Origin of the sequence: Bacillus sp. FSL K6-1338 (assembly GCF_038006965.1) — a bacterium.
Classification (GTDB): Bacteria; Bacillota; Bacilli; order Bacillales; family Bacillaceae_G; genus Bacillus_A; species Bacillus_A thuringiensis_S.
Window position 1 is genome coordinate 1,259,858 of the sequence record NZ_JBBOWI010000001.1, and the last position, 23,044, is coordinate 1,282,901.

The window sequence follows — 23,044 nt, forward strand, 5'->3', positions numbered from 1 at the left end:
TTATCGTAAAAATATGATATAGTAAAAAATAGTGAAAATTCTTCCAGTTTAATACAAATTACATATGATTGGTAGATATATTATTTTGTTAAGGGATTAAATGGAAAAGGGAGAGTCATATGGTAAATTTTAAGAAAATTTTGGTTTTTATTACAGTTATTTGTTTGTTTTTGTTGACACCTATGACATTGCGTGCTGAGACGAATATTGGAGTAAATCCAGAACAAGTTGCACCACCACCTGCGGAAGGACCAAATGTTTTTAGTCAGTTTGCAACGACAATTGATGCGAAAACAGGAGATGTTTTGTATGACAAAAACGCATATCACCGCGCATATCCTGCTAGTACGACGAAAGTGTTAACAGCGATTCTACTCATGGAGCATACAAAGCCAGAGGATCAATTTACATTTTCACAATTAGCATTAGATCAAGAGAAGAGTAATTATCAAATTGAGTTTCAACCTGGAGAGACAATTAATAGAAATACTGCGCTTATGATTTTAATGGTGCTGAGTGCGAATGATGTGTCGTATGCGATTGCGGAGCGGATTGGCGGGAGTGTTGAAAATTTCGCCAATATGATGAATGAGAAAGCGAAGCAATTAGGAGCGAGAGATAGTCACTTTGTAACACCGAATGGATTGCATGATCCGAATCATTATACGACGCCATATGATATGGCTATGATTACGAAAGGTGTGCAAAATTATCCTGAAATTTTACAAGCGATGAATACGAAAAGAACGACAGTTACGACGTCTAGGCAGACGGTGTCTATTTTTAATAAATCTAATTTTTTTGAAAATCCATATAGCATTGGCGGTAAGACAGGGTTTACGAATGAAGCGCGTAATACACTTGTTTTATTAAATGAGAAAGATGGAAATCGTATTATAAATGTAGTAATGGCTTCTCAAAGACCTGAAATTTATGAAGATTTGAAGCAGATGGCGGACTATTCTTTTGGTCAATTTGTGAAGCAAACTGTACTAGATAAACATAGTTGGCATCAAAAAACAACATATTTAAATAAAGATATTAATAGTGAACTTGAAAAAAGTGCAGAACTTATGCTTAAGAAAGATGAAGGGAAAAATGTGAAAACTATTTTCCGGGCAGCTTCATTAGATAAAGAATCTTTGTATCATAAAGGAATTCATCGTGGTGAGGTAGTTGGTGCAGTTGATATTACGAAAAATAATCAAACAATTGCGACGGTAAATGTTCTTTCAACAGAAGATGTCACTTTTGCGATGCCTAAAAAAGATACAATTGTATCAGAAGAAAAAGAGTCAAATGTGAAAGTAATAAGTGTTGGGGTAGGCGCACTTGTACTATTTGGAGCCATTTTATATGTAGTGCTACGCCGAAATACAAAAGGAATGAAAACAGAAGAAAAATAACGTATTAGTAAAAAGGCTGTGGAGATTTTATCACAGTCTTTTTCTATGCTAAAAATACTTTTAACTAATAATTGTAAATTTTCTTATTGCAATAACCTGAAGTTCGTTATATCATTTACTTGTGTTCTTGTTAAAGAACGAAATGAACATTGCATACTTCAAATAATATAAAACAACGGAGAGGGAGAGAGTCGATGAAATTAATTTGGAAGGTAATTAGCAACGCGATCTCATTTGTTTTATTTGCATTGATGGTGTTTTTAGCTTTTGTAGTTATTTCTTCAAAAGCAAGCGGTGGTGATCCCACAGTGATGGGATATCAATTTAAGAGCGTTCTTTCAGGATCAATGGAGCCAACGTTTTTAACAGGATCAATCATTGCAATAGAACCAAACAAAGATGGTTCTAAATATCAAAAAGGTGATGTTATTACCTTTAAAGAGAAAGATCAAAAAATTATCACTCACCGTATTATCGGTGTAAAAGATACAAATGGAAAAGTAGTGTATGAAACAAAAGGGGATAACAACAACGGACCAGATTTAGAGCCAGTACTTGCAGAAAATGTAGTTGGAAAGTATGCAGATATTACAGTTCCGTATGTTGGGTATTTACTGAATTATGCGAATTCAAAAGCGGGAGCAGCATTACTTCTTATTATTCCAGGAGTCTTTTTACTTGGTTATTCCGCGATTTCTATTTTTGGTGCTATTCGTAGTATTGACGGAGAAAAGAAAGATAAAAAAGTAGAACAATCCGTCTAGTTCGTTTGGTTATACTTTCCGTTTAGGAAGTTAACAAATATATATTAAGGGGATATGGACATGACTTTAAAGAAAAAATTAGGAATGGGTATTACATCAGCAGTACTAGGAGCAGCGTTAGTTGGTGGAGGAACATTTGCGTTTTTCAGTGATAAAGAAGTGTCAAACAATACATTTGCGGCTGGGACACTGGATTTAGCATTAAATCCATCAACAGTTGTTAACGTATCGAATTTAAAACCTGGGGATACAATTGAAAAAGAATTTAAACTAGAAAATAAAGGCTCTTTAGATATTAAAAAGGTTCTACTGAAAACAGATTATAATGTAGAAGATGTAAAGAAAGATAATAAAGATGATTTTGGTAAACATATTAAAGTAACATTCTTAAAAAATGTAGATAAGCATGAGACAATTGTGAAACAAACTACTTTAGATAAATTAAAAGGTGACACACTTACAGCTGTAGATAATGATTTATCGGCTTGGTTCTGGGATGAAAAAGGTATTTCAGCAGGTAAATCTGATAAATTCAAAGTGAAATTTGAGTTCGTTGATAATGGAAAAGATCAAAATCAATTCCAAGGCGATAAGTTACAATTAAATTGGACGTTTGATGCACAACAAACAGCAGGTGAAGAAAGATAATAACAAAAAGGGCTATCACATGGATAGCCCTTTTTCTATTTTTCTAGTATTTGTCTATCAATTTTAATAGTTCTTTACTATAATATAGATAATGTTCTGTATAAAGAACGTAATGTTCGATGGGGGAGATTAAGATGCTGAAAAGACCGCGGAATTTTAAAAAGATGCTTATATTGCCGTGTATGTGTTCTATTACGTTTTATTTAGGATCTCAAATTATGACGTATACAGAAGCGGCGTTCATTCATGAAACGAAAGTGGAAGCGACGCTTTCTACAGCAATTATATTTCCGAAAACAGTTAATACGTTAAAAGAGCAATCTGAGAAACATAAACAGTTTATTGAGCGTGAGTATGGAACGATGAAGGGGAAATCGAAAGCAACTTCTATTGAAGAAATAAAACAGGCGATTTCTGTATGGCAACAAGGGCGTGAGAAAATTGTTGCTGAGAAGGAAGCTCTGCAAAATGTATATACTGAAATAGAGGCTCCTTACAATCAAATACAAGAAGAATTAAAGGTAAATAAAGATGAGTCGATGCAGCAAGTGTCCGTATATGTAAATGAAGGCTTTCGCAGTATCAAAGAGAAACATGACTATATTGAGAAAGAAATTAGCTTGAAAGCTATTGATGAGCAAATTCAGGCTCTTCAGCAACAATTAAACGTTGCAATTGAAGCGGAAGGACAAAAGAAAGCAGAAGAACAAAAGAAAGTAGAAGAACAGAAGAAAGCGGAAGAACAGAAGAAAGTAGAAGAACAGAAGAAAGCAGAAGAACAGAAGAAAGCAGAAGAACAAAAGAAAGTAGAAGAACAGAAGAAAGCGGAAGAACAAAAGAAAGCAGAAGAACAAAAGAAAGTAGAAGAACAGAAGAAAGCAGAAGAACAGAAGAAAGTAGAGGAACAGAAGAAAATAGAAGAGCAAAAGAAAGTAGAAGAGCAAAAGAAAGCAGAAGAACAGAAAAAAGCGGAGTAACTGCTGTAGTGAAACGGCTGGAAAACAAGAATGTGGTGCAAGAGATAATGAACGAATAAGCAAAACTAGTAATATTTATATGAGTGTGAGGGAACGTTAGCCCTCACCTCTTTGTTTTTCTTTTTTCTTATAGTATTAAATGCATTTGAGTGTGAAAAAAGTTATAAATCATCATTCTTTTTTTCTGAAAAATCTAAATAATATTGAGAAATAAAAATAATTGAAAATATTAATAAATATGTGTTGTGTTTATATAGGGTTGTTCGTTATAATGAACATAAGGTTTTTTAAAAAAGAACACATATTAGCTAAGCTAATATAGTTTTCTTTACATCTCTTATTGAAAAATAAGTGATAAAAATATAAAAAAAAGCTAGGGGGAATTGATTGTGAGTCTGAAAAAGAAATTAGGTATGGGAGTTGCATCAGCAGCATTGGGGTTAGCTTTAATTGGTGGAGGAACATTTGCATTCTTTAGCGATAAAGAAGTATCAAACAATACATTTGCAGCTGGGACGTTAGACCTTACATTAAACCCTAAGACGCTTGTAGATATTAAAGATTTAAAACCAGGGGATTCTGTTAAGAAAGAGTTCTTATTACAAAACAGCGGTTCGTTAACTATTAAAGACGTTAAATTAGCAACAAAGTATACTGTTAAAGATGCAAAAGGTGATAATGCTGGTGAAGACTTTGGTAAGCACGTTAAAGTAAAATTCCTTTGGAACTGGGATAAACAAAGTGAGCCTGTATACGAAACAACTTTAGCAGACTTACAAAAAGTTGATCCAGATCTTTTAGCTAAAGACATCTTTGCTCCTGAGTGGGGAGAAAAGGGTGGATTAGCAGCTGGTACAGAGGATTATCTATGGGTACAATTTGAATTTGTAGATGATGGAAAAGACCAAAATATCTTCCAAGGTGATACATTGAATTTAGAATGGACATTCAATGCTAACCAAGAAGCTGGGGAAGAAAAATAATAAAAAAGCGGGTATTCCCGCTTTTTTTTATAAAGAAAAAGAAGTGCTGGTTGTAAGCACTTCTTTCTATTATTATTTTTGATTTTGCTTCCACTTTGTAAATTCAAGAAATTCACGAAATTGTTCTTTGGAGACACCAGAGTTCATTGCATCTTTAACGAGTTGTGTCCATTCGGAGTCTAGGTTAGTTGCCTTTGTTGTTTCATCATGAAGTAAAGTATCAACTGGAATTTGTAGAACTGCTGCGATCTTTTCAAGAAACTGAATGGAAGGGTTTTTTTGTAAATTTCGTTCTATAGAACTAATGTAAGATTTAGCAACGCCAGCTTTTTCGGCAAGTTCAGTTAATGAAATACCTTTTTGTAAACGAAGGCGTTTTATACGTTCTCCAATCATATTTGCGCACCTTTCTATCAATATGTAGTTGTCTTATGATGTCATTATTATAACATAAACTTCGTTAAAAAGAACAAACCTATTGAGCCTGACTGGATGGCTTCATACGTTGGAAAAATTGCTCGATGTCTTGCATGGCGATACCAGCATCTAGAGCTTCAAGTATTAAATCAATCCATTCTTGATCCAGTGCGTCTGTCTTATCTTTGTACAAATGTAATTCCTCCCTAATTATCGGTCATAATTGCTGCTACAGAATACATGATAATGCAATCGGACTTTGTGTTTTATATAGTGAATTATCAAATACTTTGTAGATGAAACAAAGATAAAATCCCCATTAAACTCCCTCTATGGAAATTATAAATTGTTCGATAAAAACTTTCAATATTTTCAGAAAACATTGTTGAATTGTGATATATCCGTATGCTAACTATGAAATTTTTACAAATATATTAAAAACATTACATAATATGACTAAATATTGAAAAAATATTGAATTTTTAATAAAATTTAATTTGTAATACATATTATTTATTAGGGGAGGAAATAAGGGATGAACAAGAAACCGTTCAAAGTTTTGTCATCAATCGCTTTGACAGCTGTATTAGGCCTTTCATTCGGAGCTGGCACTCAATCGGCATATGCTGAAACACCTGTGAATAAAACAGCTACGAGCCCAGTGGATGATCATTTAATTCCAGAAGAGCGTTTAGCAGATGCACTGAAAAAACGTGGGGTAATTGATTCTTCAGCTTCAGAGAAAGAAACAAAGAAAGCTGTTGAAAAGTATGTAGAGGACAAAAAGGGTGAAAATCCTGGGAAAGAAGCAACAAATGGGGATCAACTTACGAAAGAAGCATCTGACTTTTTAAAGAAAGTGAAAGATGCGAAAGCAGATACGAAAGAAAAACTAAATCAGCCAGCAACAGGGACACCTGCAGCGACAGGACCAGTTAAAGGCGGACTAAATGGTAAAGTACCAACTTCTCCAGCAAAACAAAAAGCATATAACGGCGATGTTCGTAAAGATAAGGTACTTGTTTTACTTGTAGAGTACGCTGATTTTAAACATAACAACATCGATAAAGAACCTGGTTATATGTATTCGGAAGACTTTAACAAAGAACACTATGAAAAAATGTTATTCGGTGATGAGCCATTCGCGTTAGAGGATGGAAGCAAAATCGAAACATTTAAACAATATTACGAAGAGCAATCCGGTGGTAGTTACACAGTGGACGGAACAGTTACAAAATGGTTAACAGTTCCTGGTAAAGCTGCTGATTATGGTGCAGATGCTGCTACAGGTCATGATAATAAAGGACCAAAAGGACCACGTGATCTAGTAAAAGATGCATTAAAAGCAGCTGTAGATAGCGGTCTTGATTTATCACAGTTTGATCAGTTCGATCAATACGATGTAAATGGTGATGGAAATCAAAATCAACCAGACGGTTTAATCGATCACTTAATGATTATTCATGCGGGTGTTGGACAAGAAGCTGGCGGTGGTAAATTAGGTGATGATGCAATTTGGTCACATCGCTGGACAGTTGGACCAAAACCATTCGCAATTGAAGGCACACAAGCGAAAGTTCCATATTGGGGCGGAAAGATGGCAGCATTCGACTATACAATTGAACCAGAAGATGGCGCAGTTGGTGTATTCGCGCATGAATATGGCCATGATTTAGGTTTACCAGATGAGTATGATACAGACTATACGGGTCATGGTGAGCCAATTCAAGCTTGGTCTGTTATGAGTGGCGGCAGCTGGGCTGGTAAAATCGCTGGAACAACACCAACGAGTTTCTCACCACAAAATAAAGAGTTTTTCCAAAAAACAATTGGTGGTAACTGGGCAAATATCGTAGAAGTAGATTACGAGAAATTAAATAAAGGTATCGGTCTAGCAACATATTTAGACCAAAGTGTTACGAAATCTAACCGTCCAGGTATGATTCGTGTTAACTTACCAGATAAAGATGTAAAAACAATTGCACCAGCATTTGGTAAGCAGTATTACTACAGCACAAAAGGTGATAATCTTCATACAACGTTAGAAACACCACTGTTCGATTTAACGAATGCAACGAATGCGAAATTTGATTTTAAATCGTTATATGAAATCGAAGCAGAGTATGATTTCCTTGAAGTACATGCTGTAACAGAAGATGGTCAAAAAACGTTAATTGAAAGACTTGGCGAGAAAGCAAATAGTGGAAATGCAGATTCGACAAATGGAAAATGGATTGACAAATCATATGATTTAAGTCAATTCAAAGGTAAAAAAGTAAAATTAACGTTTGAGTACATTACGGATGGTGGTTTAGCATTAAATGGTTTCCTACTTGATAATGCGTCATTAACAGTAGATGGTAAAGTTACATTCTCAGATGATGCTGAAGGTACACCACAATTAAAATTAGATGGTTTCGTTGTATCTAGCGGAACAGAGAAGAAAAAACATAACTACTACGTAGAGTGGAGAAACCATACTGGATCAGATAGCGCATTGAAATTTGCTCGCGGTCCAGAATATAACTCAGGTATGGTTGTATGGTATGCAGACTCAGCTTACGCAGATAACTGGGTTGGTTTACATCCAGGACATGGTTTCCTTGGTGTAGTTGATTCTCATCCAGAAGCAATTGTAGGAACTTTAAATGGTAAACCAACAATTGATAGTAGTACACGATTCCAAATCGCTGATGCGGCATTCTCATTCGATAAAACGCCAGCTTGGAAAGTTGTATCTCCAACGCGTGGAACGTATACGTATGATGGCTTAGCGGGTGTAGCGAAGTTTGATGATTCGAAAACGTATATTAATCAACAGATTCCAGATGCAGGACGTATTTTACCGAAGCTTGGTCTGAAGTTTGAAGTAGTAGGACAAGCTGATGATAATTCTGCAGGTGCTGTTCGTTTATATCGTTAATACTGTGAAACTACCGAGAGATTTTCTTTCGGTAGTTTTTTTGTGAGCAATGAATTTTATATAGTTGAAAAAGTCATATATAATGTAACTTTAAGAATAGAAATTTATTATATATGAAGTCTATATAAATAATGAAAGAACTGGATAAAAATAGTGGGAGAAGGTGAGTGAATGAGTATTTCCTCTATTGTAAGTAGGCAAAAGGAATATTTTTTAAAAGGGCATACGAGAAGCATCGAAATGAGAAAGAATAATTTGAAGAGGCTTTATGAAGGCATTCAGCGTTTTGAAGAAGAAATATTTCAGGCATTGAAATTAGATTTAAATAAGTCAGTTCACGAGTCGTTTACAACGGAAGTTGGATATGTATTAAAAGAAATTTCTTTTCAATTGAAACATATGTCATCGTGGAGTAAACCAAAGCGAGTTCGAACAGCACTGACTCATTTTGGATCAAAAGGAAAAGTAGTGCCAGAACCGTATGGTGTTACGCTTATTATTGCACCGTGGAACTATCCGTTCCAATTAGCAATTGCACCACTTGTAGGAGCACTGGCAGCTGGAAATACAATCGTTTTAAAGCCGTCAGAGTTAACGCCAAGCGTTTCAAAAGTGCTTAAGAGAATGTTAGGTGAGTTATTCCCAGAAGAGCTTGTAGCGGTAGTAGAAGGTGGCGTTGAAGAGAGTACATCTTTGCTGAGGGAACCGATTGATTATATTTTCTTTACTGGTAGTGTTGGCGTTGGAAAAGTTGTAATGGAAGCAGCAGCGAAACAGTTGACGCCGCTTACGTTAGAACTTGGCGGGAAAAGTCCTTGTATTGTACATAAAGATGCAAAGATAGAGATGACAGCAAGAAGAATTGTTTGGGGTAAGTTTTTAAATGCAGGGCAGACGTGTGTAGCGCCTGATTATATGTACGTGCATTCTTCCGTGAAAGAAAAGCTAATTGAGGCAATGCGACATGAAATTACAGAGCAGTATAGTAAAGAACCTTTGCAAAATGAAAATTACGTGCGTATTGTAAGTGAGCGTCATTTTGAACGATTATGTCGATTTTTACAAGATGGTCAAGTCGTAATTGGTGGAAACTATAAGAAAGATACATTACATATTGAGCCGACAGTACTAGCGGATACTACATGGCAAGATGCTGTTATGGAAGATGAAATTTTTGGCCCGATTTTACCAATCATAGAGTACGACAATATAGAAGATGTAATTGGCACAATTCAGCAACATCCGAAGCCGTTAGCGTTATATGTATTTTCTGAAGATAAAGAAGTACAAAAGAAAGTGACGAGTAATATTTCATATGGTGGAGGCTGTATTAATGATGTTGTCTATCATCTTGCCACGCCATATTTACCTTTTGGGGGTGTTGGAAGTAGTGGATTAGGGGGTTATCATGGGAAAGAAAGTTTTCGGACTTTTTCACATTATAAAAGCATTTTAGCCCAATCTACAGCATTCGACATGAAAATTCGTTACTCTTCTACAAAAAGTGCTTTAAAATTCATACGAAAGTTGTTAAAATGATGATGGTGTTTATCAGTAGGCGCAGCCGTATGATAATAGCCCCTTCGCAATGGAAGGGGTTTTTCTGTTCGACGTTATGTATCATGCGAAAATGAATCAAACATACTACATAAAGAATAGAAACGAACGCTTGCTAAATAACCATTTTTGTTTGGATCGAAACAAAAAATAGTCTATAGAACATAAATATTTATTCATGAATATAAAAATTTAAAATTTAAGGTAGATAGGACGGGAAAATGAAAAAGATTATTAAAGTTGAAGCAGTTGAAAAACATTTTGGAAATCAAGTGATTATCCCACCTCTTTCTTTAGATATTAAAGAGGGAGAGTTTTTAACAATTTTAGGGCCGAGTGGCTGCGGGAAAACGACTTTACTTCGTATGATCGCAGGATTTGAAACTCCAACTAAAGGGAATCTTTTATTAGATGATGAAAGAATTAACGATTTACCGCCATATAAGCGTCATATGAACCTAGTGTTCCAACATTACGCACTATTCCCACATATGACAGTGGAGAAGAATATTTGTTTTGGTATGAAAATGCAGAAAGTATCAGCAGCAGAGCAGAAAGAGCGTGCTGAAGAGGCAATGCGTTTAACGCAGTTACTTGAGTTCCGTAATCGTAAACCTGCGAAGCTTTCTGGTGGACAACAGCAGCGTGTTGCAATTGCAAGAGCAATTGTAAATAATCCGCGTGTATTACTATTAGATGAGCCACTTGGAGCGCTTGACTTTAAGTTACGAAAAGACTTGCAACGTGAATTGAAAAACTTACAACGTAATTTAGGAATTACGTTCATATACGTAACGCACGATCAAGAAGAAGCAATGAGCATGAGCGATCGTATCGTGGTTATGAATAAAGGACATATCGAACAAATCGGAACGCCGAAAGAAATTTATAATAAGCCGAAAACGTTGTTCGTTGCGACATTCATCGGTGAAAATAATATTGTGAAAAACGGGGAAGGCTATGTAGCAATTCGCCCTGAAAATGTAAAAGTACGTTCGGTTGAAGAACCAATTTTAAAAGAATACCATCTTGGACATATTGAAGATATAGAGTTTGTCGGAAATATGGAGAAGCTTTATGTACGTGATGAGAAAACATCAGAATTACTAATGGCATATCAAACTGCTGAAGAGGCAGCGCAGTGGGGCATTGGAGATAATGTATATGTAGGCTGGGAGCAAGAGGACGAGGTGACCTTAAATTGAAAAAAGGGAAATTACTCGCACTACCTACAGTCGCGTGGTTATTAATTTTCTTCCTAATCCCGCTCGTATTCGTATTAGGATTCGCCTTCATGCAGCGCGGAGCTTACGGGACAGTAGAAATGCAATTTACGCTGGAGAATATATCCCGTGTGTTTGATCCATTGTACTTAGGGACATTATGGGAAACTGTTAAAATCGCAGTTATTACTACAGTAATATGTTTATTAATTGGTTATCCATTTGCGTATACAATTACAATTGTTGACCGCAAATATCGTTCTATTCTTTTATTATTGGCAACGATCCCGTTTTGGATTAACTTTCTTGTTCGTTCATACGCATGGATTGTTATTTTACGTTCACAAGGCCTTGTGAATACGTTGTTATTAAAGCTTGGTATTATTAGTGAACCGTTAAATTTATTATATAATACTCCTTCTGTAATACTCGGAATGGTCTATTCTTTATTACCATTTATGATCTTACCAGTGTATGCAGCAATTGAGCAGCTAGATAAGCGTAAGCTAGAAGCGGCTTATGATTTAGGAGCAACACCAATAAAGGCATTTTGGAATATAACAGTGCCGATGACAATGTCAGGAATTGCGACTGGTTCTATTTTAGTATTTGTTTCTTCTATCGGAATGTTTGTTGTATCAGACGTGATGGGCGGATCGAAAGTAGCATTAATCGGAAACGTTATTCAAAACCAATTCTTAGGTGCACGTGACTGGCCGTTTGGATCTGCGTTATCGATTATCGTTGTTCTATTCTCTGTTCTGTTAATTTACTTATATTATCGTGTAACGAAAGTATATAAATATAATGAGAACGGAGGGGAATAGGCAAAGATGAAGAAGTTTTTAGTTTCTTATTCTTGGTTAATTTTGTTATTCTTGTATTTTCCAATGATGGTTTTAATGGTCTATTCTTTCAACGACTCTCGCATTAATGCGGAGTGGGAAGGTTTTACATTCCATTGGTATACAGATTTATTTCAAAAACAAGATGTTATTGATGCATTTGTAAATAGTATTACGATTGCAGTTATAACAACGATTGTGACAACGGTACTTGGCGTATTCTTTGCGATTGCTTTACATCGTTATAAATATCGTTTCGAAGGGGCTATTAATGGCCTTGTATATTTACCAATTTTAATTCCTGATATTTTAATGGGATTATCTTTACTAATTCTTTTCAGTCAGTTAGGAATGGAACTTGGACAAACAACGATTATTATTGCACATATTACATTTAGTATTTCGTTTGTTGTTGTTATTTTAGCTGCGCGTCTTTCAAGTATGGGACGTGACTTAGAAGAAGCTGCAAATGATTTAGGAGCAACGCCTTGGCAAACGTTTCGTTATGTAACGTTCCCAGCAATTGCACCGGGAGTTATTTCGGCAGCATTATTAACATTCACATTATCAATTGATGATTTTGTAATTAGTTTCTTCGTATCAGGACCAGGATCAACAACATTGCCATTATACATTTACAGTATGGTTAAGCGCGGAGTATCACCAGAAATTAATGCTCTTTCTACAATTTTAATTGTTGCTATCGTAGGATTAATGGTTCTATCTGAAATCTTCCGTAACAAAGGTGCAGATGGTGAAGAAAACTCTGGAGGACACCTTCCTTTATAATACGAATGATATAGAAAGTACGAGGGGGTAATAAACCGATGAAATTAATGAAAAGAATAGCTGGCGCAGCAATTAGCTTTAGCCTTGTTGCTGGTGTACTTGCTGGTTGTGGTGAAAAAAAAGAAGAATTAAATATTTATAGCTGGGCTGACAATTTTGATGAGCAAGTGCTAAGAGATTTTGAAAAGAAATATAATGTGAAAATTAACTATGATAAGTACGCAAGTAACGAAGAAATGCTTGCGAAATTACAAGCTGGTGGCGCAAAGTATGATTTAATTCAGCCATCTGATTACATGGTTAAAACAATGGCGAAAATGGATTTATTAGCGCCGTTAGATAAAAAGAATATCCCAAATATCGAAAACATGGTTTCTAATTTCAAAACACCGGCGTTTGATCCAGAGAATAAATATTCTTTAGTGTACACTTGGGGTGTAACAGGGATTGCATACAATAAAAAGTATGTGAAAGAAGCACCTACAAGCTGGGCTGACTTATGGAATGAGAAATATAAAGGGCATGTAACGTTACTAAACGATTCTCGTGAAGTATTAGGAATGGGTCTTAAGAAGCACGGTTTCTCAAACAGTACGAAAGACGATGCAGAGTTAAAGACAGCAGCAGATGATTTAAAGAAGCTGCTTCCAAACTTATTAGCATTTGATACAGACAACATTAAACAAAAATTCATTACAGAAGATGCTTGGATCGGAACAGTTTGGTCTGGAGATGCAGCATTTATCGCAAAAGATAATAAAGATGTAGAATACGTTGTACCAAAAGAAGGCGGCACAATTTGGGCTGATACGTTAGCAATTCCAAAAGGTGCAAAACATAAAGAGCTTGCTGAGAAATTTATGAACTACTTACTAGATGAAAAAGTAAGTGTGAAAAACTACGAGTCAATTGGTTACAGTAATCCAAATGAAAAAGCTCATCCTCTTCATAGTAAAGAATACCGTGATAATCACATGATTTTCTTAACGAAAGAAGAGTTAGATCGTACAGAATGGCTTGTTGATGTAGATGATAAGTTAAAAGACTATGATCGTTACTGGACGGAGCTAAAAACAAAAGGTAAATAAGTAAGGAAATGCGGTTTCTAAAGTAGAAATCGCATTTTTTCATAGTAGGAGGAAATCGTTTGAAGAAGAAGTTACATCAATATGAGATAATGTGTATTGCTTTATTATTTGCTGTATTTGGTATTGTTGCTTGGCGCGTACATGCAGGTGGCGTTACCGTGATGGATACATATGTCCGTGGATTAGTAAAAGGGCTACAAACGGAGAGTTCCCTTACATTTTTCTCGTACTTTACAAAATTGGGATCAGCAATTGGGATAGTCGCTACGCTCGTTATAAGTTTGCTTGTTTTTTGGAAGAAGCGTTATTATGCTACGATGATTGTGTATCCACTGGGAATTTTAATAACACATCTTGTGAATAAAGGGATAAAAGAGATTGTACAGAGAGAACGTCCGTCATTAAATGAAGCGCTAGATGCACTTGGATATAGTTTTCCTAGTGGACATGCAATGCTATCAATTATGACATTTGGATTTCTTGCTTATATCATTGCTGCTAATTTGAAAAGCATAGCTGGGAAATGTGTCACAACGATTTTGATGGGCACAGTAATTCTGTCGATTGGATTAAGTAGAGTCATTTTAAATGTACATTACCCAACTGATATTTTAGCTGGTTACTGCGTAGGTGGTATTTTGTTAATTATCGCGATTTACTATCATCGTTTACTTACTGAGAGATTGGGGCTTAATAAAGAGAGATAGAAAAAACGCCTGGAAAAACTATCATTATAGTGTTCCTAGGCGTTTTTTGTTTGTATAAAGATATGATACAGTATAAGTGACAATTGAATTATTTAAAGTAGGTGAAAATGTGTGAAGACAAATGTTCATAAAGTTGATAAGTGGGGCAAGTTAGGAGCTTTTTTGTATCAATTTCGTTATACAGTAATTGTAGCGTTACTGTTGCTCGCAATCGCACTTGGGATTTTTGCTCCAAAGCTACCGGGAGTATTAGGTGGTGACGGTTTCCAAACGGAAGGCGACTATCAAAAAACAAAAGAAATTTTAGATAAAGATTTTAAGAGGTCTCAAGATACGCTTCTGCTCGTTTTTGAGAAAAATAAAGATGCTTCGCATGAGGAATTTAAAAAACGAATAGATGAAATTGTAAAGAATGTTCAAGAGAAAGAGAACTATGAATCTTTCCATCACCCAATCCAAAATAAAGAAATGCTACAAGGTGATATCGGTTATGCGACAATTTTATTTTCCGGGAAAACAAATAAAGAAAGAATGGAAAAGACATTACAATTTGCTGATGAGATTGAGAAAGAAAGTAATGTAGCATTAAAAGTAACACCTACAGGATTTCCGAAAATTAATCAAGAGATTAATGAAAGAACGCAAAATGATTTAAAAGTAGCAGAAATGATTGGATTACCAATTGCGTTTCTTGTATTACTATTTTCGTTTGGTAGCCTTTTGGCATCAATTTTACCGATTTTGAATGGGGCGCTTAGTGTTATTAGCACGATGGGTATATTGTATTTTATCGGTGTGGATAAAGAACTTTCTATTTTCGTGTTAAACGTTGCATCGATGATTGGACTTGCACTATCTATTGATTTTGCGCTATTATTTGTGAACCGTTTTCGAGAGGAAGTTGCTAAACGAAAGGTAAAAGAAGCGATAGCAATTACATATCAGACGGCAGGACGTGCAATTGTATTTTCAGGATTATGCGTATTTGTTGGGTTGTCAGGTTTGTTTTTCTTTAAGATAGATTATATTCAATCTGTCGCGATTAGCGGAATGATTGTTGTGATTATGAGTATTTTATTCTCACTCACACTTCTTCCAGCGCTATTATCGTTAATAGGTAAAAGAATATTAAAAAAGAATCAAGTAGCACATACGCCGGCAAAAGCATGGCGTAAATTTGCACAATTTGTAATGAAACATCCAATCGCAATGATTATTGTTGTTACAACATTTATTGTTATTTGCTTATTGCCGTTACGTACAGCTAATTTGCAGTTCCCTGGTGTTGAAGCTTTACCTGAAAAGAGTGATACAAGGATTGCATATGAAAAGTATGAAGAAGCATTTAATGAAACTGTCAAAACACACGCTGATGTTATGTTAGTTGTAGAGACGAAAGAAGATATGAAAGAAAAAGAAAGTCTACAAAAGATAGAAGAAGTCGTTCAAAAGTTAAAAGATGATAAGAAAGTACATGAAGTAAGAAGTTTATACGACGGGTTAACTGGAATGAAAGCAGATCAAGTTGTTGGAATATTGCAGTCGCCAGAGTCAGTGAAACTAACTCCTGTATTTGAAGCATACACGAAAGGGAATAAGACGACGATAGAAGTCTTTTTGAAAACAAAACCACGTACAGAGACTGCAAAACAGTGGGTGCGTGACTTTAAAAAGAACTATAAAGAAACGGATGTTACGTATTATCTAGGCGGAATGACGACGTTTCAACAAGAATTAGAAGATGAAATTAAAGATAAAGTTGTAATTGGTATGTCTGTTATATTTGGATCGACCTTTGTTATATTATTATTTGCATTCCGATCTATACTCATTCCAATTAAGGCAATTATTATGAATATACTTAGTTTAAGTGCAACTATTGGAATTGTTGTTTGGTTATTTGAAGGTGGTCATTTCGGTTTAGAAGCGAGTCCGGTTCTGTTTGTCTTACCAATCTTCATTTTTGGCCTCGTATTTGGGCTTAGTATGGATTATGAAGTATTTCTTATTTCACGCATTCATGAGCTCTATGAAGAAACAGGAGATAACGATCAAGCAACGTTAGAAGGGCTCGTTTCAACAAGTAGAATCATTACATCAGCTGCTTTAATAATGATTGTTGTAACGGGTGCATTCGCATTTACTGATATTTTACCAGTAAAGCAGATGGGGCTTGGCGTCGCATTAGCAATATTTCTTGATGCAACAATTATTCGTCTTATGCTCGTACCAAGCTTAATGAAGTTATTTGGAGACTGGAACTGGTGGTTGCCATTTCGAAAAAAACGAGAAAAGTCATCATAAAAAAATGCTCATCATATTGATGAGCATTTTTTTATGAATAGCAAGACCTACATTTTGCAAATAGTATGTGATAAGAACATTACATACAAGTAGGTGAAGGCAATGTTTCGTTATTTTAAGTTTAAGTTAAATGATACAGTACAGTTTGCAGAAAACGATGGGCATATGTATCGCATTGTCGGTTATCGGTTAGAAAAGGGATTTTATCCAAAAGATGAATGGACTCATATCATTTATGAACTACTTAGAGAATTTGACGGGTATACGATGGATGCAGAGGAGGAAGAACTTGTAAAGGTCGTTCAAGTAGAGGATGAGTATTACAAAATACAAGAAGTATCAGGTTATCGTTATCCAGTAAAAATGAAACAAAAACAACAAGTGATGAAAATAGAAAGGATGGACGATTTATTAGATGCTTACAATGATTATAAAAGGTTGGCAGATTTCTTTAAAGATTTATCGTATGAACAAAAAGCTGAAGAAGTATTGTTAGAAATGAAAAGGCTTAGAGCTTGAGGGGCAGTCTATTATAAGACTGTCCTCTATTTTTGACGGTGCATCAAAGTGTGTTTTCCGTTACAATGAGAGAATCAATAGAAATAAGGTGATAAACAGTATGGAAACAAAGAAAAAGGGCGAATGGTGTGAAATTACCGTTCCAGCTAAATGGAATGGTATAAGTATTGAATCGGTATTAAAAGTAGAATGGGAAATACCGAAAAAGCTATTACATCAGCTTCGTATGGAAAAAGGTGTTACGGTTAACGGGGAACAAAGAAGATGGAATGAGCTTTTAAAAGAGAACGATAAGTTACAAGTTCATATGTTTGCGGAGGAAGAGTACGGTGTAGATCCAGAATATGGTGAATTACATGTAGTATACGAAGATGATCACGTACTCATCGTAAATAAACTAGAGCAAATGGACACACATCCTGCTGAAAAAGGTGGAAACGGGACGCTTGCAAATCTTGTTGCTTTTCATTTTCAAATGCAAGGTTTAGAGACGAAGGTTCGTCATATTCATCGTTTAGATAAAGATACGACAGGTGGTGTCGTGTTTGCTAAGCATAGAATTGCTGGTGCAATTATGGATCGTTTATTAATGGAACGAAAAATTAAAAGAACGTACGCAGCGCTCGTTGAAGGGAAAGTAAAGAAGAAACAAGGAACGATTGATGCTGCTATCGGAAGGGATCGCCATCATGCTACAAGGCGTCGTATTTCTCCAAAAGGTGACCAAGCTATCACATATTATAAAGTAGAAAAGTATTTTAAGAAGCAAAACACGACTTTCGTAACGTTACAATTAGAAACGGGTAGAACGCATCAAATTCGTGTTCATATGAGTCATAATGGTAATCCACTAGTTGGGGATGTATTATATGGTGGGCAAACAAAATATATGTCCAGTCAAGCATTACATGCGATGAAGATAAATTTCTTGCATCCAATTACGAAAGAAGCGATTGAAGTTGATGTGCCGTTTCCTACAAAATTAAATAATAAAATAAAAGAATTTCAAAAAGAAAATGCGTAAAGTATAAGTTTTAATTTGAAAAAAGTAGATTTTTGCAGGGATTTCTCTAAAAGAAGCGAAGCCGTTAAGAGAAAAGAGAGGTGAGAATTACTTGATCAAATATAAGTATGTACTTGGGATATTTTTCGCTTGTCTTTTAGTTACTCTATGTCTTTACCCCTATTTACCAAATCGTATGGCAGTACATTGGAACGTAAATGGTGAGCCAAACGAGTTTATGAGTAAACAAGTTGTTGTAGCATTTATTCCTTGTTTTATTATTTTTTCATATGGATTTTTGTATATTATTTCACATAATATATTTAAGTTTAATGAAAGAGAGCATTGTATTATAGGCGGATTTATAAAGAAAATTACATTATTTATGTTGTTTATTCATATGCTTATTCTCTTGATTAATTTTGGAGATTTTATATTCTTTCAAACAGGATTAACGATTGGGATTAGTATGTTTCTTTTTATGCTGAGTAAAGAATTTAAGAAAATAAAAGGCAAAGAAAAAGATCCAATTAAATTACAAAAAATTCGTTTAGTAAGTAGACGGATTTTTCAAGTGATGGCATGTGGCATATTGTTTTCATTGTTTTTGAACTTAGAGTGGGGATTTTATATATTGCTTAGTGTAATAAGCTGTGGATCTATGTTGTTTATGTTCTATATTTTCTATTCATACATAATAGAAAGCTATGAAACTTGAAAAAGAGTCTTCTCATTATGAGAAGACTCTTTTAATCTATTTACTTTGTAATAAATTGTTGTGTCCAGTAGTTGCCGCTTTCTACATAACCAACACCGATGTGAGTGAAGCCGTTATTTAAGATGTTTGCACGGTGTCCAGCGCTGTTCATCCAAGCTTGTACTACTTCTTCAGGTGTACGTTGGCCTTGAGCGATGTTTTCACCTGCAGATGTATAAGAAATACCAAATTTCTTCATCATGTCAAACGGAGACCCGTATGTAGGGCTGTTATGATCAAAGTAGTTGTTTTTTTGCATGTCTTCAGACTTAATACGTGCTACTTTGCTTAATTCAGTATCGATTTTTAGTGCTGGTAAGCCTTGCTTTGTACGCTCAGCGTTTGTTAATTCAACAACACGTTGTTCGAACTCGCTTAAAGATTTTGCTTCTTCAGCAGGCTTTTGCTCAGCAGGTTTTTGTTCAGCAGGTTTTTGAGTATTGTTGTTTTCAGCAGGCTTTTGAGCTTCTGGTTTTTGAACTTCTTCAGCAGGCTTTTGCTCGGCAGGTTTTTGCTCAGCAGGCTTTTGAGTTTCTGGCTTAGCTGTTGGTTGCTCAGTTACAACATTTTCAGTAGGTTGTTGACCAGGAATAATGCAATTTGGTTGGAAGTTTCCTTGTTGCCATTGCGCTAATGACTCAACGCCCATAGATTGTAAGAATGCTTGTAATTCTTGTTGGTTCATTTGTTTCATCATTACTTTTGAATGCTGAATATTTTGAACCTTAATGTTAGATGGTTGTACTGTTGCAGCTTGTGCATCTAGAGAAGATACTCCTAAAGTAAGAGCTGTTGCAGCAGCTACAGATAATAAAACACGCTTTTTCATGATGTGTGTCCCCCTATATAAAGTTTTAATTTGTTTTCACACGATTTGTTTTTGACAGCCTGTCTGACTGACAAATTCATCGTAGCATACAATTTGCGAGAAAAAAGATGGAAAAAAATTCATAGACTTTAAAATTACCTAATTTATCCTAAGAGAAGAAGTGAGCAAAAATAAGAGAAATATAGAGTATAAAAGGAATTTATAGTGTTTTTATACTTGATTTTAAGAGGGGTTTTTGGATAAATTTACCTAAAGAGAAAATAAAGAATCCTATTGTATCAATGGTTTGAGCGATTTTTTGAGGAATATAATGGATTGATTTTTACAAAACTGTAATGTTTCTGTTGTTCTTTTTTATAATAAAGTAACATATTTTTAATGTTGTAGCAGACAAAAAAGCGGCTATCTCTTTACATAGACGAAGGAGATAGCCGTTTTCCTATTATTACGTATGTTACGAGTTAGTTTCAATTGCTTCTAATAATAAATCTACAATGTGAATTCCTCTCATTTTATGAGAAAGCCCTTCTCGCTCAATTCCTAATTTCATTTGTAATAAACAACCTGGATTTGCAGTAACAATGGTTGCTGCGTCTGTTTCATGCACACGGTCCATTTTGTAATCTAGAAATTCCATTGATAACTCTGAATGAACAATATTGTAAATACCAGCAGAGCCACAGCAGCGGTCCGCATCTTTCATTTCACGATATGTTGCACCTTGGATAGCCTCTAGTAACATACGAGGTTCAGAAGCTGTGCGCATAACATTGCGTAAATGACAAGAGTCTTGATACGTAATAATTTGCTGCGTGAGTCGTAAATCAGTTCGCTTATGGAAGTCTAGTTCTACTAGTATAGCAGTAATATCTTTAATCTTAGAAACAAACTGCTTAGCACGTTCAGCCCACTCTGGATCATCCTTTAAAAGATAATCATAGTCTACGAGGTAAGCTCCGCAACCACCTGCATTCGTAATAATATAGTCGATGTTTAAATCTTCGAATGCCTTTATATTTCGCTTTGCTAATTCTTTTGCTCCACTCTTTTCACCAGCATGTCCATGCAATGCACCGCAGCAACTTTGTGTTTTCGGAATAACGATATCACAACCAGCTAATTGAAGAAGTTTCATCGTTGCGTTATTTGTTTCTAAAAACATAGTATCCATTAAGCAGCCTGTGAAGAATGCAACTTGTTTTTTCTTTGTACTTTCTGCAGGTAAAAATGAAGGACGATCTTTCATTGCTTTCATTTTTGGCATTTTTGGCAAAATGAGATCCATCGTTGCAAGTGTTTCAGGGAATAACTTCATAATACCTGTTTTATGTGTTAGTGTTTGTAAACCAGAACGTTGATAAAATCCAATTAGTCCTGTTAATGTTCTCATTCGATTTTGATGGGGGAACAATCCTTCAAAAACGACTTTTCGAACAGCTTTCACTGGCATTGAGAATTTTTTATTTTGATTAATAATATCACGAGCTTCTTCTAATAAATGTCCATAATTTACACCAGATGGACAAACAGGCTCACAAGCACGGCAACCAAGACAAACGTTTAATGTATTTTCAACATCTTCATCTGGTTCGATTAAACCATCAACGATAGCTTTCATTAATGCGATACGTCCGCGCGGTGAATGTGACTCTTTATATCCGGATTGAATGTAGGTAGGACAAGTAGGTAAACAAAAACCGCATCGCATACAGTTTAGTAATTCATCTTCACTTAACCGTTCTTTAAATTCTTTTTGAATATTTTCTTTATTTAATGTGGTCATCGCTCAACCACCACTCTTTTTCGAGTGTCTTTCGCGAACATTTTTCCAGGATTCATAATGTTATTTGGATCGAAAGCTTGCTTTATTCCTTGCATAGCTGCAATACCTTCTTTACCTAATTTCATTTCTAAATATGGAGCTTTCATCGCACCAACACCATGTTCACCAGTAATTGTGCCACCAAGTTCAATTGCTTTCGTAAATATTTCAGCAAAAGCTTGTTCAGCTCGGTGCATTTCTTCTGCATTACGAGCGTCTGTCATACAAGTTGGATGTAAGTTACCGTCACCAGCGTGTCCAAACGTACAAATAGGAATATTATATTTTTTTGCAATGGCATTAATAGCTTCAACCATCGGAGCGATTTGTGAACGTGGTACAGTTGCATCTTCTAATATTGTAGTAGGTTTTAATCGTGCGAGCGCTGATAGTGCACTACGGCGAGCGGTACGAAGTGCATCTGCTTCCGTTTCATCTTTTGCAATGCGAACATCAACTGCATTCATAGAGCGGCAAACGTTAGCCATGTTTTCAATATCTCGATTGACTACTTCGGGCGGGCCGTCTTGTTCGATTAATAAAATTGCTTTTACATCTGTAGGTAAACCGATTTGTGCAAACTCTTCTACTACTTCAATTGTCGGTTGGTCTAAAAATTCCAGAGTTGCTGGAATAATTTTATTTGCAATAATAGAAGAAACAGCACGTGCAGCTTCATTAATATCTTCATAGAGTGCAAGCATTGTTTTCTTTGTTTCGGGCATAGGAACAAGTTTTAATATCGCTTCTGTTACCACGCCAAGTGTTCCTTCAGAGCCGATAAATAAACGAGTTAAATCGTAACCAGCTACATCTTTTGCTAATTTGCCGCCAGTACGAATAATATCACCATTTGGTAAGACAAGTTCAAGCCCCATTACATAATCACGTGTTACGCCATATTTCAAGCCGCGTAACCCACCTGAATTTTCATTAATATTGCCGCCGATTGTAGAAATCTTCATCGAACTTGGATCTGGCGGATAAAATAAACCTTTTTCTTCTACTGCTTTAATAATATCAAGTGTAATGACACCAGCTTGTACAGTAATTGTTAAGTTTTCTTCATCAATTTCTAAAATATTGTTCATATGGCGGAAAATAAGGACGATACCGCCTTCAAGTGGACATGTTCCTGCGCAAAGATTTGTTCCAGACCCACGAACATACACAGGAATTTTGTGAGTGTTACATACCTTTAACACTTCAGCTACTTCATTTGTATTACGTGGAGCAATGACTGCATCAGGCATTGCTTGGAAGTTTGGAGTGGCATCATAACTATAAGTTAAACGCCCCATATTGGATGTATCTACATTATCTTCGCCAACAATAGATACGAATGAATGAATAATTTGCTTTTCTAACATTGGAAATCCCCCTCAAACTGTTAACGTGTTTAGTTATAATAAACAACGTGGTAACAGTGCTTTCATTATAATGATAAAAAAGTAAAGGGATTCTTTCTATGTGTAATCATCTA

The 23,044-nt window shown here is 35.4% G+C and carries 21 protein-coding genes; 16 read left to right on the forward strand and 5 right to left on the reverse strand.

Annotation, left to right across the window (positions count from 1 at the left end; all coding sequences use genetic code 11):
- Window positions 1-119 precede the first annotated feature (119 nt).
- From NZ044_RS06645 to calY, 5 genes are all read left to right on the forward strand, one after another.
- Window positions 120-1,406: a D-alanyl-D-alanine carboxypeptidase family protein gene (locus NZ044_RS06645; protein WP_000247024.1), complete on the forward strand. Its 1,287-nt coding sequence runs from the start codon at window positions 120-122 to the stop codon at window positions 1,404-1,406.
- Window positions 1,407-1,600: 194 nt separating this feature from the next.
- Window positions 1,601-2,170, forward strand: a complete 570-nt coding sequence (gene sipW, locus NZ044_RS06650; RefSeq protein ID WP_000767804.1) for a signal peptidase I SipW — start codon at window positions 1,601-1,603, stop codon at window positions 2,168-2,170.
- A 60-nt stretch (window positions 2,171-2,230) separates the two neighbouring features.
- Complete coding sequence (locus NZ044_RS06655; protein WP_000172852.1) at window positions 2,231-2,818, forward strand: CalY family protein; 588 nt, start codon at window positions 2,231-2,233, stop codon at window positions 2,816-2,818.
- 134 nt (window positions 2,819-2,952) lie between these two features.
- Window positions 2,953-3,795, forward strand: a complete 843-nt coding sequence (locus tag NZ044_RS06660; RefSeq protein ID WP_118961645.1) for a DUF4047 domain-containing protein — start codon at window positions 2,953-2,955, stop codon at window positions 3,793-3,795.
- A 389-nt stretch (window positions 3,796-4,184) separates the two neighbouring features.
- Entirely contained in the window at window positions 4,185-4,778 is a 594-nt protein-coding gene (gene calY / locus NZ044_RS06665) for a biofilm matrix protein CalY (RefSeq protein ID WP_000053713.1), read from the forward strand.
- Window positions 4,779-4,850: 72 nt separating this feature from the next.
- On the opposite strand, the gene NZ044_RS06670 is transcribed toward calY, so the two are convergent.
- Both NZ044_RS06670 and NZ044_RS06675 read right to left on the reverse strand, forming a co-directional pair.
- Window positions 4,851-5,174 (reverse strand): helix-turn-helix domain-containing protein, encoded by a 324-nt coding sequence (locus tag NZ044_RS06670; protein WP_000578875.1) that lies wholly within the window; start codon window positions 5,172-5,174, stop codon window positions 4,851-4,853.
- 79 nt (window positions 5,175-5,253) lie between these two features.
- Window positions 5,254-5,388 (reverse strand): anti-repressor SinI family protein, encoded by a 135-nt coding sequence (locus NZ044_RS06675; protein ID WP_000276219.1) that lies wholly within the window; start codon window positions 5,386-5,388, stop codon window positions 5,254-5,256.
- Between the two features lie 342 nt (window positions 5,389-5,730).
- Between NZ044_RS06675 and inhA1 the strand changes: the two genes are divergently transcribed.
- From inhA1 to NZ044_RS06730, 11 genes are all read left to right on the forward strand, one after another.
- Window positions 5,731-8,118 carry a M6 family metalloprotease immune inhibitor InhA1 gene (gene inhA1, locus NZ044_RS06680; protein ID WP_001035950.1) on the forward strand — a complete coding sequence of 796 codons (2,388 nt, stop codon included), beginning with the start codon at window positions 5,731-5,733 and terminating at the stop codon, window positions 8,116-8,118.
- Window positions 8,119-8,289: 171 nt separating this feature from the next.
- On the forward strand, window positions 8,290-9,657 hold the full coding sequence (locus tag NZ044_RS06685; RefSeq protein WP_000028385.1) for an aldehyde dehydrogenase: 1,368 nt from the start codon (window positions 8,290-8,292) through the stop codon (window positions 9,655-9,657).
- A gap of 239 nt (window positions 9,658-9,896) precedes the next feature.
- Complete coding sequence (potA, locus tag NZ044_RS06690; RefSeq protein WP_098505587.1) at window positions 9,897-10,880, forward strand: spermidine/putrescine ABC transporter ATP-binding protein PotA; 984 nt, start codon at window positions 9,897-9,899, stop codon at window positions 10,878-10,880.
- Window positions 10,877-11,725 (forward strand): spermidine/putrescine ABC transporter permease PotB, encoded by an 849-nt coding sequence (gene potB / locus NZ044_RS06695; protein ID WP_098505588.1) that lies wholly within the window; start codon window positions 10,877-10,879, stop codon window positions 11,723-11,725. Before potA ends, potB begins: the two co-directional genes overlap by 4 nt.
- 6 nt (window positions 11,726-11,731) lie before the next feature.
- The gene (gene potC, locus NZ044_RS06700; protein ID WP_000714192.1) at window positions 11,732-12,532 is read left to right on the forward strand and encodes a spermidine/putrescine ABC transporter permease PotC; all 801 of its coding nucleotides are present in this window, start codon (window positions 11,732-11,734) and stop codon (window positions 12,530-12,532) included.
- A 38-nt stretch (window positions 12,533-12,570) separates the two neighbouring features.
- Window positions 12,571-13,620 carry a spermidine/putrescine ABC transporter substrate-binding protein PotD gene (gene potD, locus NZ044_RS06705; RefSeq protein WP_098505589.1) on the forward strand — a complete coding sequence of 350 codons (1,050 nt, stop codon included), beginning with the start codon at window positions 12,571-12,573 and terminating at the stop codon, window positions 13,618-13,620.
- Window positions 13,621-13,679: 59 nt separating this feature from the next.
- Window positions 13,680-14,327 carry a phosphatase PAP2 family protein gene (locus NZ044_RS06710; RefSeq protein WP_118961646.1) on the forward strand — a complete coding sequence of 216 codons (648 nt, stop codon included), beginning with the start codon at window positions 13,680-13,682 and terminating at the stop codon, window positions 14,325-14,327.
- Between the two features lie 111 nt (window positions 14,328-14,438).
- Window positions 14,439-16,631, forward strand: a complete 2,193-nt coding sequence (locus NZ044_RS06715; protein ID WP_098505590.1) for an MMPL family transporter — start codon at window positions 14,439-14,441, stop codon at window positions 16,629-16,631.
- 102 nt (window positions 16,632-16,733) lie between these two features.
- On the forward strand, window positions 16,734-17,150 hold the full coding sequence (locus tag NZ044_RS06720) for a hypothetical protein (protein ID WP_000490302.1): 417 nt from the start codon (window positions 16,734-16,736) through the stop codon (window positions 17,148-17,150).
- Between the two features lie 100 nt (window positions 17,151-17,250).
- Window positions 17,251-18,174 carry an RluA family pseudouridine synthase gene (locus NZ044_RS06725; RefSeq protein ID WP_000448345.1) on the forward strand — a complete coding sequence of 308 codons (924 nt, stop codon included), beginning with the start codon at window positions 17,251-17,253 and terminating at the stop codon, window positions 18,172-18,174.
- A gap of 91 nt (window positions 18,175-18,265) precedes the next feature.
- The gene (locus NZ044_RS06730) at window positions 18,266-18,871 is read left to right on the forward strand and encodes a DUF1648 domain-containing protein (protein WP_000599007.1); all 606 of its coding nucleotides are present in this window, start codon (window positions 18,266-18,268) and stop codon (window positions 18,869-18,871) included.
- Window positions 18,872-18,911: 40 nt separating this feature from the next.
- Here NZ044_RS06730 and NZ044_RS06735 read toward each other — a convergent pair whose 3' ends face one another.
- The 3 genes from NZ044_RS06735 to glcD form a co-directional block, all read right to left on the reverse strand.
- A complete protein-coding gene (locus tag NZ044_RS06735) occupies window positions 18,912-19,739 on the reverse strand; it encodes a CAP domain-containing protein (protein WP_000747572.1) in 828 nt (275 codons plus the stop codon).
- Between the two features lie 454 nt (window positions 19,740-20,193).
- Entirely contained in the window at window positions 20,194-21,522 is a 1,329-nt protein-coding gene (locus NZ044_RS06740) for a (Fe-S)-binding protein (protein WP_098505591.1), read from the reverse strand.
- Entirely contained in the window at window positions 21,519-22,931 is a 1,413-nt protein-coding gene (gene glcD, locus NZ044_RS06745; protein WP_000890758.1) for a glycolate oxidase subunit GlcD, read from the reverse strand. The genes NZ044_RS06740 and glcD overlap by 4 nt, the downstream gene beginning before the upstream one ends.
- Between the last annotated feature and the right edge of the window lie 113 nt (window positions 22,932-23,044).